At 46.9% G+C, this 21,821-nt stretch carries 23 protein-coding genes and 1 riboswitch; of the genes, 15 read left to right on the top strand and 8 right to left on the bottom strand.

Annotation, left to right across the window (positions count from 1 at the left end; all coding sequences use genetic code 11):
- Positions 1-19 precede the first annotated feature (19 nt).
- The 5 genes from F0220_RS02405 to F0220_RS02425 are packed head-to-tail and all read left to right on the top strand — an operon-like array spanning position 20 to position 4,969.
- Positions 20-1,519 (top strand): ABC transporter ATP-binding protein, encoded by a 1,500-nt coding sequence (locus F0220_RS02405; protein WP_105601549.1) that lies wholly within the window; start codon positions 20-22, stop codon positions 1,517-1,519.
- Positions 1,516-2,583, top strand: a complete 1,068-nt coding sequence (locus F0220_RS02410; RefSeq protein ID WP_149846240.1) for an ABC transporter permease — start codon at positions 1,516-1,518, stop codon at positions 2,581-2,583. Before F0220_RS02405 ends, F0220_RS02410 begins: the two co-directional genes overlap by 4 nt.
- Positions 2,567-3,490, top strand: a complete 924-nt coding sequence (locus F0220_RS02415; protein ID WP_076332630.1) for an ABC transporter permease — start codon at positions 2,567-2,569, stop codon at positions 3,488-3,490. Before F0220_RS02410 ends, F0220_RS02415 begins: the two co-directional genes overlap by 17 nt.
- Before the next feature lie 47 nt (positions 3,491-3,537).
- A complete protein-coding gene (locus F0220_RS02420; protein ID WP_017691010.1) occupies positions 3,538-4,209 on the top strand; it encodes a sulfite oxidase-like oxidoreductase in 672 nt (223 codons plus the stop codon).
- Between the two features lies 1 nt (position 4,210).
- Positions 4,211-4,969: a nucleoside phosphorylase gene (locus tag F0220_RS02425; RefSeq protein ID WP_105601545.1), complete on the top strand. Its 759-nt coding sequence runs from the start codon at positions 4,211-4,213 to the stop codon at positions 4,967-4,969.
- A gap of 436 nt (positions 4,970-5,405) precedes the next feature.
- Here the strand turns inward: F0220_RS02425 and F0220_RS02430 are convergent, their stop codons facing one another.
- The 3 genes from F0220_RS02430 to F0220_RS02440 all read right to left on the bottom strand — a co-directional run bounded on the left by F0220_RS02430 (position 5,406) and on the right by F0220_RS02440 (position 7,184).
- A complete protein-coding gene (locus F0220_RS02430; RefSeq protein WP_105601543.1) occupies positions 5,406-6,083 on the bottom strand; it encodes a hypothetical protein in 678 nt (225 codons plus the stop codon).
- A gap of 108 nt (positions 6,084-6,191) precedes the next feature.
- Positions 6,192-6,710, bottom strand: a complete 519-nt coding sequence (locus tag F0220_RS02435; protein ID WP_105601542.1) for a hypothetical protein — start codon at positions 6,708-6,710, stop codon at positions 6,192-6,194.
- Between the two features lie 288 nt (positions 6,711-6,998).
- The gene (locus F0220_RS02440) at positions 6,999-7,184 is read right to left on the bottom strand and encodes a hypothetical protein (protein WP_076329734.1); all 186 of its coding nucleotides are present in this window, start codon (positions 7,182-7,184) and stop codon (positions 6,999-7,001) included.
- Positions 7,185-7,319: 135 nt separating this feature from the next.
- On the opposite strand from F0220_RS02440, the gene F0220_RS02445 reads away from it, so the two are divergent.
- From F0220_RS02445 to nfsA, 9 genes are all read left to right on the top strand, one after another.
- Positions 7,320-7,607, top strand: a complete 288-nt coding sequence (locus F0220_RS02445) for a hypothetical protein (RefSeq protein WP_105601540.1) — start codon at positions 7,320-7,322, stop codon at positions 7,605-7,607.
- 100 nt (positions 7,608-7,707) lie between these two features.
- Positions 7,708-7,893 (top strand): hypothetical protein, encoded by a 186-nt coding sequence (locus tag F0220_RS02450; RefSeq protein ID WP_036616704.1) that lies wholly within the window; start codon positions 7,708-7,710, stop codon positions 7,891-7,893.
- Between the two features lie 103 nt (positions 7,894-7,996).
- Entirely contained in the window at positions 7,997-8,509 is a 513-nt protein-coding gene (locus F0220_RS02455; protein ID WP_105601539.1) for a GNAT family N-acetyltransferase, read from the top strand.
- A 167-nt stretch (positions 8,510-8,676) separates the two neighbouring features.
- Positions 8,677-9,033 carry a metal-sensitive transcriptional regulator gene (locus tag F0220_RS02460; RefSeq protein WP_074096703.1) on the top strand — a complete coding sequence of 119 codons (357 nt, stop codon included), beginning with the start codon at positions 8,677-8,679 and terminating at the stop codon, positions 9,031-9,033.
- A gap of 59 nt (positions 9,034-9,092) precedes the next feature.
- Positions 9,093-9,293: a copper ion binding protein gene (locus F0220_RS02465; protein ID WP_017691004.1), complete on the top strand. Its 201-nt coding sequence runs from the start codon at positions 9,093-9,095 to the stop codon at positions 9,291-9,293.
- Positions 9,294-9,521: 228 nt separating this feature from the next.
- Entirely contained in the window at positions 9,522-11,999 is a 2,478-nt protein-coding gene (locus F0220_RS02470) for a heavy metal translocating P-type ATPase (RefSeq protein WP_105601639.1), read from the top strand.
- Positions 12,000-12,352: 353 nt separating this feature from the next.
- Positions 12,353-13,513, top strand: coding sequence for a YhgE/Pip domain-containing protein (locus F0220_RS02475; RefSeq protein ID WP_105601537.1), 1,161 nt, complete (start codon positions 12,353-12,355; stop codon positions 13,511-13,513).
- A gap of 155 nt (positions 13,514-13,668) precedes the next feature.
- Complete coding sequence (locus F0220_RS02480) at positions 13,669-14,268, top strand: TetR family transcriptional regulator (protein ID WP_091018425.1); 600 nt, start codon at positions 13,669-13,671, stop codon at positions 14,266-14,268.
- Positions 14,261-15,004: an oxygen-insensitive NADPH nitroreductase gene (gene nfsA, locus F0220_RS02485; protein ID WP_091018428.1), complete on the top strand. Its 744-nt coding sequence runs from the start codon at positions 14,261-14,263 to the stop codon at positions 15,002-15,004. The genes F0220_RS02480 and nfsA overlap by 8 nt, the downstream gene beginning before the upstream one ends.
- A gap of 322 nt (positions 15,005-15,326) precedes the next feature.
- On the opposite strand, the gene F0220_RS02490 is transcribed toward nfsA, so the two are convergent.
- The 5 genes from F0220_RS02490 to F0220_RS02510 all read right to left on the bottom strand — a co-directional run bounded on the left by F0220_RS02490 (position 15,327) and on the right by F0220_RS02510 (position 19,498).
- A complete protein-coding gene (locus F0220_RS02490) occupies positions 15,327-16,157 on the bottom strand; it encodes a TatD family hydrolase (RefSeq protein WP_105601536.1) in 831 nt (276 codons plus the stop codon).
- Positions 16,158-16,238: 81 nt separating this feature from the next.
- The gene (locus F0220_RS02495) at positions 16,239-17,147 is read right to left on the bottom strand and encodes an ABC transporter ATP-binding protein (RefSeq protein WP_179198592.1); all 909 of its coding nucleotides are present in this window, start codon (positions 17,145-17,147) and stop codon (positions 16,239-16,241) included.
- 37 nt (positions 17,148-17,184) lie between these two features.
- Entirely contained in the window at positions 17,185-17,943 is a 759-nt protein-coding gene (locus tag F0220_RS02500) for an ABC transporter permease (RefSeq protein ID WP_105601534.1), read from the bottom strand.
- Positions 17,943-18,233, bottom strand: coding sequence for an MTH1187 family thiamine-binding protein (locus F0220_RS02505; protein WP_105601532.1), 291 nt, complete (start codon positions 18,231-18,233; stop codon positions 17,943-17,945). The genes F0220_RS02500 and F0220_RS02505 overlap by 1 nt, the downstream gene beginning before the upstream one ends.
- A 224-nt stretch (positions 18,234-18,457) precedes the next feature.
- Positions 18,458-19,498: an ABC transporter substrate-binding protein gene (locus F0220_RS02510; protein ID WP_105601530.1), complete on the bottom strand. Its 1,041-nt coding sequence runs from the start codon at positions 19,496-19,498 to the stop codon at positions 18,458-18,460.
- Positions 19,499-19,705: 207 nt separating this feature from the next.
- Positions 19,706-19,818, bottom strand: a riboswitch (TPP riboswitch).
- Between the two features lie 434 nt (positions 19,819-20,252).
- Here F0220_RS02510 and F0220_RS02515 point away from each other — a divergent pair.
- Positions 20,253-21,653 (top strand): phospholipase D-like domain-containing protein, encoded by a 1,401-nt coding sequence (locus F0220_RS02515; protein WP_105601529.1) that lies wholly within the window; start codon positions 20,253-20,255, stop codon positions 21,651-21,653.
- Positions 21,654-21,821: the final 168 nt, after the last annotated feature.

Genomic DNA, 21,821 nt, shown 5'->3' on the forward strand with positions numbered 1-21,821 from the left:
AGAGGAGCGAACGCGAGATATGCTGTTGGAGATGGAGCACATTACCAAGAAATACGGCGGCTTCACCGCTAACCGTGACATCCGTTTTAATTTGCGTGAGGGAGAGATTCATGCCCTTGTAGGTGAGAACGGGGCAGGTAAAACAACCTTGATGCGTATGTTGTACGGCATGGAACAGCCTACGTCAGGCTCAATCAAAGTCCGTGGACGCGAAGTGAGCTTCGCTACGCCGTCCCAGGCGATGGCAAGTGGCATCGGTATGGTGCACCAGCATTTCATGCTGTTCCCTTCCTTTACGGTGGCGGAGAACATCGTGATCGGACGCGAGCCAGCTAAGGCAGGTACATTTGACCGCAAAAAGGCAGCGGCCCAGGTGAACGAGCTTGGCAGACAATATGGTATGCCGGTGGACCCGTGGAAAAAAGTATCCGAGTGCCCGCTTGGCATGCAGCAGCGTGTTGAAATTCTCAAGGTGCTGCATCAGGGTGCAGACATCATTATCTTGGATGAACCTTCGGCGGTACTGACACCGCTGGAAGTAAAGGAACTGCTGGCGAACATGAAATCACTCGCCAAGCTGGGCAAAACCTTTGTACTAATTACCCACAAGCTGCAAGAAGTCATGGATGTAGCCGACCGGATCACGGTGCTTCGAGATGGTCAGGTGACTGGAACACTGGAAGCCAAGGATACACATGTGGAGGAATTATCTCGTCTAATGGTTGGTCGTGAACTTGTGCGTATGGACAAGCAGCCATCGGTTCCAGCAGAAGCCGTTCTTCAGGTGGAGGGGGTTAATCTGTCTGGAGCAAAGGATCGTTCAGCGCTCAAGGATATCCACATGGAAGTTCGAAAAGGCGAGGTTGTTGGTATAGCAGGCATCTCGGGTAACGGCCAGTCGGAACTAATTCAGGTCATTGCAGGACTGCGTAAGGCAGACAGTGGTCGCGTTGTACTCTCCGGGCAGGATACAACCAATTGGCCTGTACGGCGCATTCGGGAGCATGGACTTGCTCATATTCCGGAAGATCGTTACATGTGGGGAGCAGCCAAGGATGCGAGTGTTCGCGAGAACGGACTGATGGGCCATCATCATCGCTTGCAGTCACGTGGCATTATCAAAGCGAAAGCAGCAAGAACGATGGTAGAGAGCTGGATCAAACAGTTCAGCATCAAGACGGGATCTGCGGAGACCAAGGCGCAGTTTCTGTCCGGAGGTAATTTGCAGAAGCTGATTGCCGCTCGTGAATTTGCACAGGATACACCGTTTCTGATTGCAGCCGAACCAACCCGTGGTGTGGATATCGGAGCGATGGAGACGATTCATGCCGAATTGCTACGCAAACGTAGTGAAGGTGCGGGTATTCTGCTCATTTCATCGGAATTGTCTGAGATTTTGCAATTATCGGATCGCATTATTGTGATGTATGAAGGTGAAATTGCCGGGGAACTGAGAGCAGAGGAAGCAACTGAGGAACAGATCAGCTTGTTAATGGCAGGAGGGAAAGAGCGGATATGAATCGGGTAAAAGAAACACTTCGCGGACTCGTACAGCCGCTGCTTGCCGTATTCATCGGTCTGATTGCAGGGGCTGTGGCGATTCTGATTGTTGGCGGTAATGTGGTGGATACGTATGCGGAGATGTGGAAAGGGGCCTTCGGCAACTTCTACTTCTTCACCAATACACTGGCTCGTTCCACACCGATCATCTTGGCGGGACTTGGCGTAGCCTTGGCATTCCGTGCCGGATTTTTCAATATGGGAGCCGAAGGCCAGATGATTCTTGGCGGGCTCAGTGCCGCGCTCACGGCGCTCTATCTGCCAGGCCCGGGCTGGTTCGTGTGTACTGCTGCGATTGTAGCAGGTATTGTTGCCGGAGGAGTCTGGTCTCTGTTTGCAGGTTGGCTGGATGCTCGTTTCGGCATGAATCTGTTGATTACAACTTTACTACTTAACTATATTGCCATCTATTTTGGCGGTTACATGGTCTCCTATCCATTCAAGGATCGGACTGGATCAGCAGCGATGGCTCAGACACCCATGATTGACCAAAGTATCTGGTTGCCGAAGTTGTTCCAGGGCATGGGACTGCATGCTGGCTTCATCATTGCCATTGTCGCGGCTATGCTGATCTACTGGTTCACTCACAAAACGGTGACGGGTTACGAGATCCGCATGCTCGGCAGCAACCCGTCCTTTGCAACCTACGGTGGTGTTCGCCGCATTCGCATGATGATGCTGTCCATGGTCGTTAGTGGTGGACTTGCTGGACTTGCAGGTGCGGGAGAAGTGCTGGGTACACAGTACCGTTTCCTTGATGGCTCGTTGTCATCGGCAAGTTATGCATGGAGCGGCATTATGGCCACGCTGCTTGCCCGCTCGCATCCACTCGGTACAGCTGTAGCAGCCATTTTGCTCGCTGCGTTACAGACAGGTGCCATGGGGATGGAACGGAATACGGATGTGCCGCTGGAAGTCGGCAGTGTCATCCAGGCAGTATTGACGTTATTTGTATCAGCTCAGATCGGTTATTCATTCCTGAAGCGGAGAAAGGAGAAAAAGTCCAATGCAACAACTGTTTGATGCAGCCATGTTTGGCTCAACCTTGCGGATTATGACTCCAATCCTGCTTGCAGCGCTCGGTGGGGCTTTATGTTCCCGTGTCGGTCTGTTCAACGTGGGTCTTGAAGGACTGGTTTTGATTGGTGCGTTCTCCGCCATTGTCGGTAATTATCTGTTTGGCAATGTGCTGCTGGCTGTACTCTTTTCCATTATTATCGTCATGTTGTTCTCGGCGCTCTTTGCCTTTATAAGTATTAATCTCAAGGCCAACGCCATCGTGGTCGGGATCTCGCTCAATTTCCTGGCTGCGGGGGTGACGACCTTTGCACTGCGTGCGATTTTTGATGTAAAAGGTGCATACTACGACAAGGACATGGTTGGACTTCCCAAGTGGGATATTCCGCTGATCAAAGACATCCCGTGGGTGGGCGATGTATTATCGGGACATAGTCCCTTGGTCTACCTCGGTATTGTGCTCGTGATTGGACTGCAATTCTATCTGTTCAAAAGTGTATCCGGCTTCCGCCTGCGCTCCGTCGGTGAGAACCCGATTGCAGCACAGAGCATCGGGATCAAGGTACGCGGCATCCAGTACGGTGCGGTTCTGATGTGCGGTGTGTTGTGTGCTCTGGCTGGCGCACAGTTGTCGCTCGGTCAGGTGACGATGTTTACCGAAGGCATGACTGCTGGTCGTGGCTTTATCGCGCTGGTGGCAACGATGCTGGGGCAAGCGAATCCGCTTGGCGTGATGGGCTCCAGTGTACTGTTTGGCTTCATGGAAGCATTGAGTATTCGTCTGCAAGGCTTCTCCTTGCCAACCCATTTCACATTGATGCTGCCGTATATTGTAACGCTGGTCGCGATGTTCTTTTTCAAAGACCGCACTTATGCACAAGATGCACTGAAAGCGGGCGGAAGCTCGCGTTAATTCCTGAATGCCCATGCTAGAGGCAGAAGAAGAAGGAGGAATTCCACTTGCATAACAAGGCTGAACGTTTGAAAAAAAGTAAAACCCCGGCACCCAAAACGGGTAACGATCACGGAGATCGGCTGCCGCCGGGACAGATGCTGACGGAGAAATTCCCGATTCTGCATGAAGGGGAAGTGCCGGAATATGACCTGTCCACATGGGACCTGAAAGTATTCGGCGAAGTGGAAGAGGAGAAGGTGTTCTCCCTGGCCGAGTTGCAGGCGATGCCACAGGTGAACACGGTAAGTGATATTCACTGTGTCACACGCTGGTCCAAATTCGATACGCCGTGGGAAGGTATTCGCTTCTCGGATTTTGTGAAACTTCTGGGGGTTAAGCCGGAAGCAAAATACGTCATGATCCATGCGGATCATGATTATGAGACAAATGTACCGCTCGAAGAATTGATGCATGATGATGTATTGCTTGCATTCAAATATAACGGCGAACCACTAACGCCCAAGCATGGTTTTCCACTGCGTATGGTTGTGCCACAACTTTACTTCTGGAAGAGTGCGAAGTGGATACGTGGGCTGGAGTTCATGACCGAAGACCGTAACGGATTCTGGGAAGTGAATGGTTTCCACCATTTTGCCGATCCGTTCAAGGAGCAGCGCTTCTCGGGTGAAGATCTGCCGATTCCGGAAGACGAGTGGACGAAGAAGGAGTTTGATTGATATGTTGATGCCTATTTTGCAGATTCATTCGGAAGACATGCCGGCATATGCCATTGTCTGTGGTGATCCGGCACGTGCGGAGAAGATTTCCCGTAAGTTGGAGCAAGCGAGAGAACTGGCGTTCAGTCGGGAGTATCGCACGTTTGTTGGTCTGTACGAAGGGGTACAGATCGCTGTGGTCAGCCATGGTGTAGGGTCACCTGGAGCGGCTGTCTGCTTCGAGGAATTGATTCGAGCGGGTGTAACAACCCTGATTCGTGTAGGTACAGCGGGATCGTATACAGCGGATTATCCGGCAGGTAGTGTGATTGTGAGTACAGCCGCTGTTCGTACAGATGGATTGACTCGCCAACTGGTGCCGGATGGTTTCCCAGCGGTAGCGGACATTGGGGTGACGCAAGCGTTGATTGAAGCTGCTCGTGAGCAGGGGAACGCGGATGCTACAACCTTTGCAGGCAAAGTGGGCGTTGGTATCACCGTAACGCTGGATGCGTTCTTTGCAGGCGTGGAAGAGATTCCACACCGCAAGTACAAGCAGGCTGGAGCACTTGCGGCCGAGATGGAAATTGCGGCACTCTACATCGTCAGCACCTTACGTGGCGCTCGTGCCGGAGCCATTGTCGCAATTGATGGATTCGCGGACAGCGATCTGGCTGCCGAGTATGATCCGCATACGGATGCGGTTGGACAAGCGGTGGAGGGCGAGATTAATGCAGCGCTACGTGCGCTAGCCGCGCTTGCGCGTCAGGATATGCAGTAAGGTTAAACCTCGACTTTGGTGTATTTGTGGATTCAAAGAGATATAGAATTTGTAAGACGAATGGATTAACAAAAAATCCAGATTTCCTTCAAAAGGATTCTGGATTTTTTCGCTAGCAATCGAAGCATGAATAATGTAAGGTGACTGATCTATGATGTAAGCTCTCAGTAAGATTGTTTAGTTGAGCTTAAATAAAATGCGATATTACACAGCCGCAGTAAATTTTGTATTGTTAAAAATTAACTACCTGATGTCCAATTGTGCCAGAATTCGCAACAAAAAAAGGACCTCATTTTCCAGCTGAATGTGAAAAATGAGATCTTTTTTGAGCTTAAAGACACTCCCTAGTGTCATTAGCAGGAATGATTGAACACTTCAACATTTAATATATGAATTCTTGATCGTAGCCATGTTAATTACAGTTACCATCGTTACATTAAGAAAAAGAAATGTATCGAATTACATTTGTATTCTTATCAACTGAGAGCTTAATTTGATTGCACACATTAGCAAACAATCGGATACTAACTTTATCTTTTATGAAATCGTTGAATTCCCAATTATCGACCCATAATACGAATTCCTGTCCTGCTAGAATGAAAGTTTCTTTAATATTGTTCCAAAATTCATTCAGTTCCTTGGCTTGTAATTTATCGATCAAATCTAAATTGATTAGATATTCTTCAACCTCTACATTATGAAAATCATCTCCTACATTGCCATTAGGAAATAAATCATATATTATTTCACTACACTTTTTTGCTTTATAAAGTTCTAAAAAACGATCCAAATAAACTTTTTTTATATTTTGAAAATAATATGATACCTGGGAATTATTCTCCAATTTTTTTACATTTTCAAAATATTGAACCAGTTGCATTATTTGATTTCCTTCTGAACTTTTATCTGTAGGAATATTTAAGAGTCCTTGTGGATCTACAAATACAAATGGGGAAATAAATAATTGTTCAAATAAATTGAAATGTAAATCTTGAATATCAGATCCATCAGAAGACGTATCTACTTTGATATACCTATTCCTTTTCCTAGCTAGGGTGTCAGGATAGTTCGCGACATCATCATCTTTAATCTCAAGTTTTTCAAATAAATTCAAGGTGTTTCCTCCCAGATCTTTATTTATGCATTTTATATCATTACTATTCGGAAAACAAAATGTCGAGACACCGGAAGGTATTCTCGACATTTTGTTACACTCAGAAACTTATTTTGTTGTAAAATATGCGTTTCCTGTAGTAATAACTTTTAAAACTCCCTTGGTAGTAGTAACAGAACCAGTTAAAGTTACTGCATGTTGACCTGGTTTAGTAAAAATGCGATCATCTTGATTTTGTTCAAAATTCTTAGTTTGGAAAGTTGAATACTTAAATGGTGTTCTCACTAAATCAGAATACGCTAACTCTAAATCTACTCTAGTAATTTTAGCCTGTGGAGTTGTTATATATACGCTCCAGTCCACAAACACATGATTACCGTTCTCTACTTCAGCTACTACATCAGCGTAACCATCAAGTGGCTTCACAGCCATAGTCGTTATAGATCCATCATTAGCCTGGGCTTGTTCACTAGGTATAAATGTCAATGGGATTCTAATTGAGACAATATTAGACTCTGACTGATCTGCAGTATTATTTACCAATTCAGAGGCATAAATACTTGATGGACCAACTAACAACACTACCATGGTCATAACAACTAAAAATAATTTCTTGAGATTCTTCACTTTTACATCTCCCTATTATTAATTTCATTAATAAGGATAACATTGAAAAACAAGGAATTCATATGATGCAAAAGTCATATAGTATCGACAAATAATGGAGCTTTTTGTCGAATCACTTTTAACTTCTCTGGAAAACGTTCGATTTTCCTTGATTCCCTCCATACCAGAGTTGGAATACGAAGTAGAGGAAATCATTTTGGATAAACAGGTTGATTTCGATTAACGGGGAACAGGATATATCATGAAAAATGACGTATGGATGATGCGCATGTACTAAGGGCGCAAAATCTATACGTCATTATGTGTATCTGGGGAAATAACACCTTGTTCTTTCTCAAACTCTTCAATATGTTGTTCAATAAGATACTCAATCTGCATCGCAATAGATCGTTTGTTTTTGTCCGCAATCACTTTAATTTTCTCAAAATTCTTTTCTCGCAGCCTAAGTGTAAAGACTCTTTTATCAGTAGCCATGAAATAAAATCTCCTCAAAAAGTAATGTTCATATTGTATCATTACAAAATAATTCAATATACAATCATATTGACATCTAGGTGATGTCACTTTAATATTTATATTCATAGTGACGTCACTTTTTTGGAGGAGATCATGGAGAACTTCGAAGAAATATTTAACCAGTTCAAAGCTCTTTGTATGGAGAGTATCGGAAATCTTGTGATTTATAATTCAAAAGAATATAAAAGATTGAGTCAAGAAAGTGATCGTTTATTTATGGAGCTATGTGATTATGTTAAGCCAGAGGGGATGGCTTTATTTTTGGACTATTGTAATGTAATAACCCTTCTTCAGGGTACAGCAGAGTCAGTAATGTATGAGCAAGGGTTAAGAGATGGATTTAGCTTAATAAAGTTAATGTTTACGTCAAATAACACATAACTTGGGGATGGCCTGTCCCTCGCGAAGAATGATAATGCAGAAAGTGGGCACGTTATATAAAGGAACATCACCATGAACATGAAAAAGGGAGGACTCTACGATGACACAGAACAATCAGCCTCAGGACGAGGCGGAAATTCGCAACAAGCTGGATGAAGACGGGGATTCCTTGATGGAGAAAAAGAAGATTTTGAGCGGAGTGGACATTGAGCCGCAGGCGGACGAATGGGCAGCGAAGCCATCACCTGTTGCTTTTAATGAGGGAAATACATCTTCGAAAAAATAATCAACATGAGCATCATATGGGCTTGATGGAATGAAGATAAATTTAGCGAAGCAGGTACCCTTATGGTATCTGCTTTTTGGTTGTATAATAATGTAAAATTCAAATGAGTGAAAGAGTGATGGGGATGAGCACGAAGGGTACTGTTAGCATTCGAAATGCAGAAATGAGGGACTACTCTGGCGTGTCAATGTTGATGGATGAGCTGCACCAGATGCATGTTGAGGCGCGGCCGGATCTATACAGAGTGTTAGAGACCAGGATGGAGGAGAAGGAATTCACCGAACTACTGGAAACGGACAAGCGTTACCTGTATGTTGCCGAATCTTTAGAAACGGGCTTGATTCTGGGTTACGGGAGTGCGCAGTTAAGTGTAATTCAGGATAACCCACTGATGGTGGATCGCAAGATGTTATACATTCATGAACTTGTAGTGGATACCAAGCATCGGGGCCAAGGAACGGGCAAACAGTTAATCCAGGCATTCATCGAGCTAGGAAGAGAGCTTCAGGCAGACAGCGTGGAATTATCCGTGTCGACGTTTAACTCGGGCGCACAGGCTTTCTATGAACAGATGGGTCTGGTCGTCCGCAGCAGCAGGATGGAATATACCTTGTAAGATGCACTGCTCTTTATAATTCGAACAAGCAATCATCTATTTTTAACAAAATATCAGAATACTCTTGAATACCCCCATGGGGTATGTTACTCTTAGAAAAGAACGAAAGAAAAGGGGTGTTCATGATGGATCATCAGAGCCATCCCGAGGAACCTTTGCAATCCTCCATGTCCGATTCAACGGAAGCTTCGGCTACAGTTCAAGAAGCAGTATCCTGTCATGCCGAAGGCAGTGATGGGAAGCATGTGCGCAAGAGTCACCATTCGCAGGAGATGAAGAGTAACCTGGTTTCTCGTTTGAACCGTGTGGAAGGTCAGATTCGCGGGATCAAGGGATTGATCGAGAAGGATACGTACTGTGATGATGTGCTGACGCAGATTGCGGCGGCTCAGTCTGCTCTTAATTCGGTAGGCAAACTTCTGCTTGAAGGCCATATGAAGAGCTGTATCGTTGAACGCATTCAGGCTGGTGAACATGAGGTTGTCGATGAACTGCTGGTTACGATGCGGAAGTTAATGAAGTAAGCTACATTGATTTACCTAATGAAGTTATCATTTTAATATACCCCAAGGAGGAATTTAGAATGTCTAATGTTACGTTGAACGTTACGGGAATGTCTTGCAATCACTGTGTGAAGTCGGTTGAAGAGGCTGTGAAGAATACCGGTGCGAGTGGTAAGGTTGATCTTGCAGCGGGTACAGTAGCGGTGGAATATGATGAGCAGACGGTGAACGTGGATCAGATCAAAGCTGCCATTGAAGATCAGGGATACGATGTAGTCTAACGGCATTGCAGGCTTAAACCGAACATGCTCATGGGTAAAAAGAGGTCAGTGGCTTTTTTTTCCTACGAGTCAGGTTTAAGCCTAATTTTCTGCCTGATACATACCCCTTGGGGGTATAATTGATTGCAACATACATTAATTTGAATCGACATGAAAGGAGCTGACATGATGGATAACTCAACGAATAAACCAACGGATAGATCATCTGAACCCACCCCAATACCAGCTATGGCAGACGCACCAGGACTGAAGGCAACACTGCATATCACGGGGATGACCTGTGCTGCATGTTCTACACGAGTGGAGAAGGGATTGTCCCGCATGGAAGGTGTGCATCAGGCCAATGTGAACCTTGCGATTGAACAGGCAACCGTTTCTTATGATCCAAAGACAACCAACGTGAATGCGTTGCGGGATAAAGTAGAGGCGCTTGGCTACGGAACGGTGTCCGAATCGGTTGATCTGAACATCACCGGTATGACGTGTGCTGCCTGTTCTGCCCGGATTGAAAAGGGTCTTTCCCGACTACCGGGGGTATCTCAGGCGAATGTGAATCTGGCGCTGGAGACAGGGCATATCGAATATGCCGCTGGTGCATTGAAACCTTCGGATATTACCGCCAAGATCAAGCAGATGGGCTATGGTGCTGAACTGCAATTGACCCAAGAAGAGACCACATCTGTTCGTGAACGTGAGCTGCAACGCAAAAAGTGGAAATGGATGATATCGGCTTTGTTATCGATTCCTTTGCTGTGGGCAATGGTTGGGCATTTCTCGTTCACATCCGGAATCTATGTACCCGAGCTGTTCATGAACCCATGGTTCCAACTGCTGCTGGCAACACCGGTACAGTTCGTGATTGGGTGGCAGTTCTATATAGGAGCGTACAAAGCACTTCGCAACCGCAGCGCGAATATGGATGTTCTTGTCGCACTGGGTACCAGCGCAGCGTTTTTCTACAGTCTGTATCTGACGTTATCCAGTGGGTACTTGCCTTTTGCGTCGGTGGATCATGGTGCAATGGGAACGAGCACAGCTGCCATGCCTTCGGTAGAACTCTATTATGAGACAAGTGCAATTCTAATTACGTTAATTTTACTGGGAAAATGGTTGGAAGCTGTGGCGAAAGGTCGCTCTTCACAGGCGATCAAAAGCCTGATTGAGTTGGCTCCACGTGAAGCCCGTGTCATCCGGGATGGACAGGAAGTTATGGTTCCTGCTGCATATGTTGCGGTAGGAGAACTCATTCTGGTGAAGCCGGGTGACAGCATACCAGTAGATGGTATCGTTGAGGAGGGGCAATCCTCTGTAGATGAATCCATGCTAAGTGGAGAGAGCCTTCCCGTGGATAAAAAGCCGGGAGATGCCGTTACAGGTGCTACGCTGAACAAAAATGGAGTATTACGACTGCGTGCGACCCGAGTAGGTTCCGACACGGTTCTGTCCCAGATTATCAAAGTGGTGGAACAAGCACAGGGCTCTAAAGCGCCGATTCAGCGGATTGCAGATGTTATATCCGGCATTTTTGTTCCGATTGTCGTCGGCATAGCTGCATTGACATTCTTGATCTGGTATCTGTTTGCAAGTCCGGGTGACTTCGCCGGTTCTCTTGAAAAAGCCATTGCTGTGCTCGTCATTGCCTGTCCATGTGCACTGGGGCTGGCCACGCCGACCTCAATCATGGCTGGATCAGGCCGTGCTGCTGAGTACGGCATTCTGTTCAAAGGCGGCGAACATCTGGAGTCCGCACAACAGATTCAGACCGTGGTGCTCGACAAAACAGGTACAGTGACTCAAGGTAAACCCGTGCTTACCGATGTTATCACGGCTCCGAATTGGACGGAATCGGATCTGCTTGAACGTGTGGGAGCGGCTGAACAGAGTTCCGAGCATCCGCTGGCAGAGGCGATTGTTGTGGGTATCCGTGCCAAGGGCCTGGAGCTGATCCCAACAGAGAAGTTCGAGAACATACCGGGATATGGTGTGCGAGCTTCAGTAAAAGGGCAGGAAATTCTGGTCGGCACACGGCGATTGCTTGCGGATGAACAGGTCAATGTCTCAGAGGAAACCGTTCAACAGATGAACCGACTGGAAGAGCAGGGGCGTACAGCGATGCTGGTAGCGGTGGATGGTCAGTGGGCAGGAATTGTGGCAGTGGCTGATACCATCAAGGATACCTCTCGTGAAGCGATCGGTCGTCTTCAGGCGATGGGGATTGATGTTATCATGATCACGGGAGACAATGAGCGGACTGCTCGCGCTGTAGCGGAACAGGCAGGGATCGGTAAAGTTCTGGCTGAGGTTCTGCCCGAAGGTAAAGCTGCGGAAGTGAAGAAACTTCAGGAGAGTGGCCTGAAAGTTGCCATGGTAGGTGACGGTATTAATGATGCTCCAGCACTCGCTACTGCTGATATCGGGATGGCCATCGGAACAGGAACGGATGTAGCGATGGAAGCGGCAGATATTACATTAATGCGTGGTGATCTGAACAGCATTGCAGATGCGATTGAAATGAGCCGGCGCACGATGGGTAACATCAAACAAAACCTGTTCTGGGCACTTGGATACAACGTTATTGGTATTCCCATTGCGGCAGTTGGCTTCCTGGCTCCATGGCTGGCAGGGGCGGCGATGGCGTTCAGCTCCGTATCGGTTGTACTGAATTCCCTACGTCTGCAACGCATGAAGCTGAAGAGAAATGACTGAACGACCTTTGTTTGGAGATACATTCAACGCCTTATTGTAAATGAAGTGAGGATGAATAAATGCGCGGTTCGCTGCGGCGGACCGTGTTTTTTTGTTGAGAAAAATATAGTTAAGTCGCCAGAAAGTAAGCCTAAATTGTTGGTATAGATGTTCTTTTCTACGGAGAAAAGATAGCATAATGCTCTTTTGTGAAAATGGATCGATTGTATTCATGAATAAAGCTTACGTTTTCTGAATATTTCAAAAATGAGTTGACAATATGGTCATATTCACATAAAATTTAAACGATCGTTTGATTCAAACAACTGTTTAAATCAAATTAGAACTATTTTGAGTAATGGAGGACACCTTTTATGTTACAGGCTTTACGTACATTGTTTAAAAAACCGCCAGTGATTGTAGGGATCGTAACAGCACTTATGTTCCAAGTGATCTTTAGCGTGATCTGGATGACCGCATATTCTGGAGTAAATGACCGTGCAAAAGAATTGACGGTTGCAATTGTGAATGAGGACGGCGAAATGTCCAAAGGAATTGCAGATTCGCTCGCTGGAACACTGCCTTTCCATACCGTATCCAATCTGAGTGCAGCTGAAGCGTTGGATCAGTTAAATCATCACCAAGTACACATGGTGCTGGATATCCCGGCTGGATTTAACGAATTGCTTCAGACGGCTGGCTCAACCGCCGAGATTAAATACACCATTAATGAAGCAAACCCGGTTACGATTAAAAGCATGATGCAAGGTGTATCACAAAGTGTGACAAACACGATTAACAAACAAGCTACAGCGCAAGGGGTACAAACGGTACTTACTGCTTCGGGCGCGCCTGCTGATCAGGCTGCTGAAGCCGCTGCGAACCTGGCTACCCGAGTGGAAGGAACGACAACGTCCATCAACCCGGTTAACGGGATGAATAATCAGATGGTGCCAATGATGATGGTACTGGCTTCCTATGTAGGTGCCATGATCATGGGGATGAACCTCCAGACAGCCATGGGTATGCTGTCATCTACCTATTCCCGATTGACTTTGTTTGGCGCAAGAGTCGTCATTAACGTGGGTTCTGCATTGGTCGTCTCCTTGCTGGGATCATCGCTGATCGTGGCACTGGGCGGACAGATTGCACAAGGATTCGTTGCGTTCTGGTTATTCCAGGCACTCTTCCTGTGCACGTTCATGTTCTTCTCCCAGTTCTTCCTGATCTGCTTTGGACCAGCAGGAAGTCTGTTCAACATCATCTCACTGTCCTTGCAACTGGTATCTTCCGGTGCTATGGTACCGCGTGAATTGCTGAACAGCTTCTATAGCGGCATTGGGCAGTATCTGCCTGCAACATACGCCGTTCAGGGTATTCTGAGCGTGCAATTGGGAGGCCCGGGAGTTCAGTCTGCTGCAGGATCTATCGTCATTGTACTGTTGGTTGCTGTTGCTTTGTCACTGGTCGTGACGTTATTGAAAAAACAACGCATGCCAGCTATGGCTCCAAGCCCGGCTCAAGCAAACAACTAAATACAAAAGATGCATGAAACGGCTTCAGAGATAGGACAAGCACCCCGATGATTTTCATCGGGGTGCTTGGTGTAATATAATAGACAGATGATTCGCTGGCTGCAGTCCTTGAGCTGGAGCGAATGAGATGAACGGACAAGAGGGAGCGGGACGGAATGACTGAACCGGAGTTGGATATCAAAACGAGGATATTACTTGCAGCCAAGAAGCTTTTTGCACAGCAGGGGTATGACGGGACGAGTGTTCGTCAAATCTGTGATGAGGCGGGTGCGAACGTGTCACTGGTCTCATACCATTTTGGCGGAAAAGAAAAGGTGTTCGAGGCATTATTCGAACATTTCTTCCCCGATCATATGATGAACTCGCTGGCGGAAGAGTCCATGTCCTCGCCTGTGGAAGGTATCCGACGAATTATTGGTGAAGTTGTGAAGTTCACGATGACAGATCGGGAGATGAGCGATATTGTGCAGCTTGAAATTACACTGCGTACACATCGCACAGCTACCGTATTTCGTTTTCTGGACCCCGTCTGGACACGTGTGAGGGAACTACTGCAAGAAGGAAAAGACCAGGGATTATTCCAAATCGAGTCCGTATCTTATGCAATGCTTCAGGTTATGGGTGTGGCTTTGGCGCACAAACGGGCCAAGAATTCACGATTTGGCTTTGATTATCAACATATGAATACAGACGAGCTCGCGGAGCAGACGATTGAGTTCGTACTTCGAGGATTGGGAGTGAACCGCCATGAATGAAACCATTGAGTTGATGATGAAACACCGCTCTGTACGAAAGTTTAAGCCAGACCCGGTAAGTGATGAGCAGCTTGCAGCCATTGTATCGGCAGGGCAGATGGCTTCCTCTTCAAGCAGTGTACAAGCTTATACCGTGATTGCTGTGACTGAATCGGAGCAAAAGGCCAAGCTGGCTGAACTGGCAGGCAATCAGGCCTACGTCAATGAATGTCCGGTATTTCTCGTATGGTGTGCTGATCTGTACCGGCTGAGTGATGCTGCGAAACGTCATCTTCCTGAGAAGGAATCGTATGCCGATTCGACCGAGAATTTCATGGTAGCCACGATTGATGCCGCTTTGGCTTCCCAGAATGCCGCTCTTGCAGCCGAATCCCTTGGCTTCGGAATCGTATATATCGGCGGGCTTCGTACTCGGATTGAAGAAGTCGCTGAGCTGTTAGGATTACCTGAAGGCGTATATCCGGTGTACGGCATGTGTATTGGTGTTGCAGATCAGGAAACGGGAATTCGCCCACGTCTGCCGCTGGATGCAGTCCTGCATCATAATCGATATAATGCCGAGCAGAGCCTCCAAGGTGTTGCGCAGTATGATGAGACCACAACCGCGTACATGAAAGAACGGACCAATGGAGAAAGAACGACCCCATGGTCCGAACTGATGGCGAAGCGCTTGACTGAGCCGACAAGATTGCAAGTGAGACCGTTCCTGGAAGGCAAAGGATTCTTGAAGCGTTAATTTGAACGGAAGGTAGTTACACTTGCCATTCCGATGACAGAACAACCTTCCGATCGCTGTTATCCCTAGATTTTTTGATTCAATTTTTGTAAAGGTGAAAATCTAGTGATAGCCGATGCTTCCGATGAAGCTTTCTTTCAGAAAGCTTTTAGGCGAACGCCCTGCTTCCTCAGGTTATTTCTGTCCTCTACATTCTTGTGTAAAAATTTTGTTCAACTGATATATACGGTAAATTAGAAGTCAGTCGGGGAAAAGTCGACTGGCTTCTTTGTGCTGTGCTGGCAGAGTAAGCGAGTTTGCTTGCTTCTACAATAATGTTGACTCAAGTTAATCCATAGAAACGCTTTGTGTTCTGATGAAAGAGACGGGCGGCCCGTTCGGTTCCCATGCCGGTGATCTCACTCCATGCCTGAATGACTTGTCTGGTCATGGCAGGGTGTGTCATTCGTCCCTGAAACGGCCCTTCGAAGGGCCAAGGTCCGTCGGTCTCGGCCATCACTTGTTCTGAAGGATATCGCCGGGCGAGTTCACGAATCTCTTCTTCATAGACAATATCCGGTGTGAAGGAAATGAAATAACCGTTGTCCGCTATGCGCCTTACGGTTTGGCGAGAACCCTTGAACCAGTGGAAATGAGCACGTCGGAATTGATATTGCTCCAGCAGATCACAGACAATATCCGCATCATCGTATACTGCATGAAGGACAAGTGGTTTGTTATGCTTTTTCGCGAGTTGGATGAACCGTTCAAGCAGCTTGATATACCCGCTCTGATCGAAGCGCTGTCCTGCCTGCTCCGCTTCCTGACGATTGTAATAGGGAAGGCCAACTTCTCCGATGGCTGTAGCTTGTCCAATATGCTCTTCGATCCATTGGAAGAACAGGTCCATTTCTGCAACGGAAGGCAGTTCCTGTTCTGGATGAAAACCGAAGGCCGGATAGATGGTGCGTGGATGTTGTTCGGCAAGCTCCAGATTGGCTTGGGCAGAAGCGAGATTCATGGACACGGCAATGACTGCTTCGACCTGGTGAGACGGGAAAGATAACAGCATCTCGCGTTGTTCGTCAGGGGTATACTGGTCGAAGTGAATATGAGCATCAATTAATGGTGCAAAAGCTTGAGAATGCACGAGGGAATTCCTCCTTGTGGTCATTTATATTCTAACTATGTTACGCAGAATTTCTTATGGTGGATCACCCATTAAAGGGAAATAATAACTTAAAAACCCGCGCTATTATGATAGGCGGGCTTTCTGCTGCTCTTCTCTCATCCACTGTGCAATCTGCCGTTTACGCTCCAGAAAAGCAGATTCCTCCGTAATTTCTTCTCGTCTGGGGCGATCAAAAGGAACATGTACCTCGTGCAACACTGTTGCAGGTCGGTTGGATAACACATAGACCCGATCTGCAAGCAGCAATGCTTCTTCGATATTATGGGTGATGAACAGCACCGAGCGGCGGTTCTGTTCCCAGATATCGAGCAGCCAGCGCTGCATGTCGCTACGTGTCAGTGCATCCAGCGCGCTGAAGGGTTCGTCCAGCAGCATCAGTTCCTGCGGACTGAGCAGGGCGCGCAGGAATGCAGCACGCTGCTGCATTCCGCCCGACAGCATATGAGGGTATGCCTGCTCGAACCCGGCAAGACCCACGCTGCTTAACCACTTACGAGCTTCTGCAAGTGCTTCGGTCCGAGGGGGAGCGCTTGAAGCTACTTCTCCAGCAAGCAGTACATTGTCTTCAATGGTCCGCCAAGGGAAAAGAGCAGGCTGTTGTGGCATATAACTGATCTTGCCACGTTGGCCCGTTACATCATGATCGTCCATGAACACTCGCCCTTCCTGTGGCTTCAGAAGACCGCCGATGATATGGAACAGGGTGCTTTTGCCACAGCCGGATGGCCCAACGATAGCAACAAACTCGCCTTGCTCCACAGTCAGGGATAGGCCGTTCAGAACCGGTAACCTGCTCCGCCGTTCACGGAATGATGCATGAACATCCACGACATCCAGTGCAGGTGGAACCGTAGCAGCAGTCGTATTTGTCGGTAGACCAGGATTAGCCGAGTGAAGTTTTTCACCGTGCTTTGGTTCCAATGCGCGTGCTCCCCGTTCAGGCTGGACATGTTCGTCCTGTTGCCGATTCATATGGTCATCACTTCCTAATTACAGATTACTTGCTTTACTACCGCTTCTGTGGCCGCCAGCGCACGAGCAGCTTCTCCAGAAGGGCAATGAACAGGAAGAGCAGCAAGCTGAGCGCGACAATAATCATGATCGCCACGAATAGGCGGTCCGTACGATAAGCCGACTTTTGCAGCATCATATAATAACCAATACCCTTATCTGCACCGATCCATTCGGCGATAATGGCACCCATTACGCTATAGGTAGCAGCGATTTTGACACCGGAGAACACGGATGGCAGCGCATGGGGAAGCTCCAGCTTCCAGAAGATATGATGACGTTTCGCACCAGCCATGCGCATATAGTTCATCATCGCTGCATCTGTACGGGTCAAGCCGTCCATGGCTGCCACTGCAACGGGGAAGAAGCAGACGAGGATGATGGTAATCAGCTTGGGCAACAGCCCGAATCCGAACCAGATTAACAGGAGCGGCGCGAGCGCGATGGTCGGAATATTTTGACTAAGAATAAGTAATGGATACAGGGCTGACTTGAGAAAAGGAACCAAATGCAGCACCATCGCGATCAGTAATCCAACCGCTGTGCCGGCGGCGAATCCGATAAGCGTTAACTGAATGGTTGCGGAAGCGTGCATGCCAAGCCGATCAGCCTGGGATGCCGCTTCGCGGGCGATATCAGACGGTGCTGGCAGCATCCATTTTTCAATATGGAACAGGGAGACAGCTCCCTGCCATATCGCTATAAAGAGAATAACCGCCACAATGGGCGGCCATACACTTTTGAAATAGGCATTCATTAGCGGTACTTCTCCGTCAGGGTATCCATGCTGAAGCCAGTAGGGCTATGGGCGATTTTGATCTGGGAGATGATGCTTGGGCTGCCAGCCTCGACGAGTACTTCGTGCATTTTGCGGACAACCTCCAGCAGTTCCTCCAGTTCCCCCTCCATCGTGGTGTCGAGCGGGTTCACCTGATATTTCAGGCCAGATTGCTGAATAACTTCAATGGCGCGATCTACATAAGGATATGAGTTCTCGCCATTAGGCGTTTTCGGAATAACCTGAATGCTAAGTAGTGTGCTTGCCATGAGAGATCACGGCTCCTTTCGTGATATATAAAATGAACTAATGACGGTTACACTTGCCACTTCGATGACAGAATAACCTTCCAATCGCTGTTATCCCCAGATTTTTTTGATTCCCTTTCTCTAAAGGGAAAATCCGGTGATAAAGGCGACCGCTTCGCTTTTTCACGTTATTTCTGTCCTCTCCGTCCTCGTGTAAATATTAAGTTCGTTTTATATGAGATATTTTATTGGGGTAAAAACGCGTTCGTATATGCTTTGCTCACGTCGACCTGTTCATCCAGCAGTTTTTTGCTAAACATCCAGTCGGTGTAGTTCTGCCATACTTCCTGTTTCTGTTCTCCCCAGCGCGGGGCGTCATCCGTGTACTTTGGACTAAGCCATTTCTGGCTTGCCAGGACCAAGTCTTTATCCAGATCCGGGACGGCCTTGATCAGAATATTCGCTGCGTCTTCGGGATGATCAATTGCGTATTGATATCCTTCTGAAGTGGCTTTCAGGAATGCTTTCACCAACTCAGGGTCGTTCTGAATCGTCTGCTCGTTTGTTACGAGAACAGGCGTGTAGTAATCCAGTGCATCTGAATAATCCTTCACATATAACATGTCGATCGGTTCTCCGCGCAGTTCAGCTTCAATCCCCGTCCAGGCGTAGAAAATCCACGCGAAATCAATATCCCGTTTCACTGCGGTGAAAAAGTCAGCGTCACCCATGTTAATGTTTTTTACTTTGGATACATCGGCTCCGTCGCCTTCCATAATGGATTGCATCACGGCTTCTTCCACAGGCGAACCCCAACCGCCATAGGTTTTCCCTTCAAAATCTTTCGGTGACTTGATATTCCGATCCGCCGGAGCAGCGAACCCGGATGTATTATGCTGAATAACTGCTGCGATGGAGACGAGTGGAACACCTTGTGTACGGGCTTGAGTTACACTTTCCTGATAACTTACGCCAAAAGGCACTTCATTCGAGGCAACCATCGTATCTGCGCCGCCGGCACCTGGCTGGACAATCTCCACATTCAAGCCTTCGGCCTTATAAAAACCTTGATCTACAGCTGCATATAAGCCGGTATGATTCGTATTTGGTGTCCAGTCGAGTACGACTTTAATATCCTTGAGGGCTGCGTTGTCACCTTCGTTGCTGCTCTCCGTATTCGTGTTGCCGTTCTGTTCTGCCGGGGCAGCTTCTTTACCGCCACATGCGGCCACGGTCACCAGTAGTACACATAAGAGCAACAGTCCCATTGTTTTACGCCATTTCATCTGTGATTCTCTCCTTCGGTATGTCCGGCCGATTGGCACGGGGTACTCCTTGGCTTCATATCCAATCATCTTGCATAAATCGACAGATTTATACCAGTTGGATCTGGATGACTTATTTTTGTTTCGATAAATAAAACAAAAAAAGCGTCCCGTAATCCGGGACGCGTGCAGGCGTTAGAGAGGTGGCGTTCAGCCAGAGGGCTGTGCCATTTCGATATACTCCGATTCCTACGCTGGCATGATCCAGATCAGGTCTAAGGGTTAGTATCTTGGTGGGATACACTCTCAGCCGGCCAATTCCGACTCCCCTGGGAAACTATGAAGTTACGGGCATTACTAGGTGTAATTATAGGCCAGAGGCCCATTCGTGTCCAGTCAGGAACTGGATGGGGACAGATATGAACTTATCAAACAGGCCTTTATACAGATGTATATCAGCCTGTTTAGATGTGTTATTTTCAATAATTATCATTGCGAATCATATAAGGAAATCTGGCTGAGTGTAAAAGCACCGGATAGTGGGTCATAGCCTAAGTGCTGAAGATCTGGAGGGCTCCCAACAAATACTTAGATCAAATCCGATGTTTGATATCTCGTCGCATAAGGGCTGCTTTCCCTATTTCAGTGATCAGCTTTTGCTCGTTTGACCTTGAGCGGTGCAGCTTGAGTAATTTAAACAACATAATTTAGATACAAAAGGAGATAGTACTGCTATACAAATAAATACTTTTACATACAAGTGGGGGAGTACTGAATGATCCTTAAAACCATAATCGCAATTATTTTGTCCTATAGTGTCTACGTTTTTTTCACGGCTTACCTTTTATTTTTGGTTCCGTCTCCATCGACTATTGAAAATACGGATATGCAAAAAACGTTAACAGAAGGAAGTACAACAGATCGCGTAATGCTCCTGGAGGACGGCTTTCAATCGGGTCAGGTGAGAATCCAGACCATTCGAGAGGCGAAAACAAGCATCGACCTGGCGTATTACTCCATCCAAAAAGGAAAAACATCTCAACTCTTTTTTGCTGCGTTATTCGATGCAGCTGATCGGGGTGTTCATGTTCGAATCATTTTAGACGGGATTTTTCACAGCATGCGCGGAGAGTTGCGTAATATTCCAGATGCCATTGCAGCTCACCCCAATGTGGAATTAAGATATTATGAACCACTCCACCTATTTATGCCATGGACATGGCATAACCGTATGCATGACAAGATCCTTCTTGTCGACAACACATATGGCATTATTGGCGGCCAAAATATTGGTGATAAATACATGGCATCGCAACCCCCAAAAGACTATGTATTCGATCGGGATGTCCTTGTTTACAATACAAACGATAATACGAACAGCACGGTTGTTGAAATGAAACAATATATAGATCAGTTATGGAACCATCCATTCACCAAACCAGAAAAACATGCAAAACGTCAGCATCATGCAAAGGGGCTAAAAGAGCTTTCTCAACTAGCTGAGTTATATCAAAAAGCTCAGGCTCAGAACGATCCTTTTGTTAAAGTGTTGCCAAAGGAATGGGTTCGAGGAGCGCTTCATTCCGACCACGTTGCTTTCATTCACAATCCAATTAAAAGGCTGTATAAAGACCCGATCATGTGGAGAACATTTGTTCATTTCGCCAATCAAGCAAAGTCGAAAGTGTACCTTCAGACGCCATATGCCATTCCTACCAAGAAAATGGAGAAAGCCGTACATCTGTCGATGAATCCAGAAACAGAATGGGTCATGCTGACGAATTCAATCCAACAGACCCCTAACCCTTTGGCTTTCGCGGGATACTTAAGCTCTAAAAAACGGTTGCTTGATACCAGTCTGGCCATATATGAATACGAAGGCCCTTATTCCATACACGGCAAATCATTTGTCATGGATGATTACCTCAGCATGGTTGGTTCGTATAATTTTGATCCCAGATCTGCCTTCCTCAATACTGAATCTGCTGTGGTCATTTCTGGTTCTGCATTCGCCGACCAACTAACAGAGGCTATGGATATCAAACGTGCACATAGTACACTTGCGGTTAAAGGTGAGCATCCAGCAGAATCTACGAATCAGAAAGGCTCTGTTTTCAAACGAATGGCAATCACAGCGTTATCCAAACTGTCTTTTCTCTGGAAATTTATGTTGTAGATAAAAACTGCATTCTATTGAGGTTGAATTTTTCTCCGCTTCATCGAAACTTGCGTTTCTCGCGTCAACCTGCAATTCATCACACGGGAAGAAAATCAGATTTGTTCACGGAATGTTCACTTATGTGGAGGGTTTACTCATCTCTATAATTACGAAGGTAAACAGAGA

The sequence above is a fragment of the Paenibacillus sp. 37 genome (genome assembly GCF_008386395.1).
In the GTDB taxonomy this organism is placed as follows: Bacteria; Bacillota; Bacilli; order Paenibacillales; family Paenibacillaceae; genus Paenibacillus; species Paenibacillus amylolyticus_B.